At 38.2% G+C, this 1,570-nt stretch carries 2 protein-coding genes; both read right to left on the bottom strand.

All coding sequences use genetic code 11. The annotated features are described in order from the left end of the window. Window positions 1–36: 36 nt before the first annotated feature. Window positions 37–540, bottom strand: coding sequence for a PAS domain S-box protein (locus HF312_21555; GenBank protein MCU7522797.1), 504 nt, complete (start codon window positions 538–540; stop codon window positions 37–39). 316 nt (window positions 541–856) lie between these two features. Beyond that, complete coding sequence (locus HF312_21550) at window positions 857–1,486, bottom strand: CatB-related O-acetyltransferase (GenBank protein ID MCU7522796.1); 630 nt, start codon at window positions 1,484–1,486, stop codon at window positions 857–859. Between the last annotated feature and the right edge of the window lie 84 nt (window positions 1,487–1,570).

Genomic DNA, 1,570 nt, shown 5'->3' with positions numbered 1-1,570 from the left:
ATCCTTTTACCGGACAACAATAATTTAATGTTTTTTTCACCTTAAATTATTCCATTTTTTTGTCCAGTTTTTGGGGGGAACTATATGGATAAGTTCAGTCTGCTGTTTGAGGTCAGAAAGCTTCTGTGCGGTAAAATCAACAATAATGCAGTGGACAGACTCAATTTGATTTCTTTCACTCAGAAAGGGAATGCTCTCCAGAATAACGTAAAGGTCCATTCCTTTTTCGTTTCTCAGCTGAAAAGTATGGTCCTGCCTTTTTTTTGTTTTTTGTACCCTTTTAATGTACGAATCAAAGGAACTGCGGTATTTCGGATGGACAAATTCCCTTAAAGGTTTGCCTATTAAGTCCTTTGATTTTCTTTTTAGAATTTTAGATGCTGTAGGGTTAGTCTGCTGAATTATAAACTCTGTATCAAACACGATAATGCCTACCAGGGATGAATGCTGCAGTTCAGCATATTTCAATTCAGCTTCATCTTGTTTTCTCTGGTTTTCCATATAATCCGAATACTGGAAGTTTTTTTCATTTCCTGACATTGGCTATCCAATTTTGTCTGAAGACTAAAGAAAGTAAATTGGTCAATAGGGAACCTTCCATAGTTCCCGAATATTAGGAAAATATGCTTTAAATTATAAAAAATCAATTCCCCCGGAATTGGCTGCTTCCGCTTTCCCTGCTTCTGTTCACATCCCATACAAAGCCAATCTGGTATGCCGCTCAAGCATAAAAGCTCCTTTGGATAGCGAAGGATTTTAGGAAAAGACCCGGGCTGAATTGACTTTGGACATGGGCAGGTCACGGATGAATCCGCAACCTGCAAGCTCAACGATCGGAAATGTGGATACAGAATGCTTAGAATATCAATTCATTAATTCTGTTTTTATCCATTATCTTATCCAGGTTTTCCTTGATTTTCTCTTCGTCCCAATCCCACCATTTAAGTTCAAGAAGCCTGGAAATTACATCGTCCGGGAATCTCTTTTTAATTAGTTTAGCAGGCATACCGCCGACGATAGAGTACGGTTCAACATCTTTAGTAACTACAGCCCTCGAAGCGATAATCGCCCCGTCCCCAATTGTTACACCGGCCATGATAACAGCTTCAAAGCCGATCCAGACATCGTTACCTACAACGATATCGCCTTTGTTATCCCACGATTTTGTAACAGGAACTTTTAAGTCCCATTCATCAGCCAGAACGGGGAAAGGGTAAGTTGACAGTGAAGATAAAGTATGATTTGCGCCATTGAAAAGAAACTTTGTCCCCTGGGCAATTGAACAAAACTTCCCTATTTTAAGCCTGTCGTTATTGACGTAAGGATAATGGTAGAGCACGCATTTCTTTTCAAAATCCTGAGCATTTTCAATATCGTAATAAAATGAATAATCGCCTATCTCAATAAACTCACTTTTCACTAAATTTTTAAGATAGACAGTATTTTTGTCGCCCTGCCGAGGGAACAATAAACCTTTGTTCGGCATACCTGCACTCCGCAATAAAAATTATTTTTCCATTCATAAAAAGCCAGACACAAACTAAAGCAATTGTTATAATAAATTCAAATA

The organism is Ignavibacteria bacterium, from assembly GCA_025612375.1.
In the GTDB taxonomy this organism is placed as follows: domain Bacteria; phylum Bacteroidota; class Ignavibacteria; order Ignavibacteriales; family SURF-24; genus JAAXKN01.
This window is presented reverse-complemented; position numbering and strand designations above follow the sequence as displayed.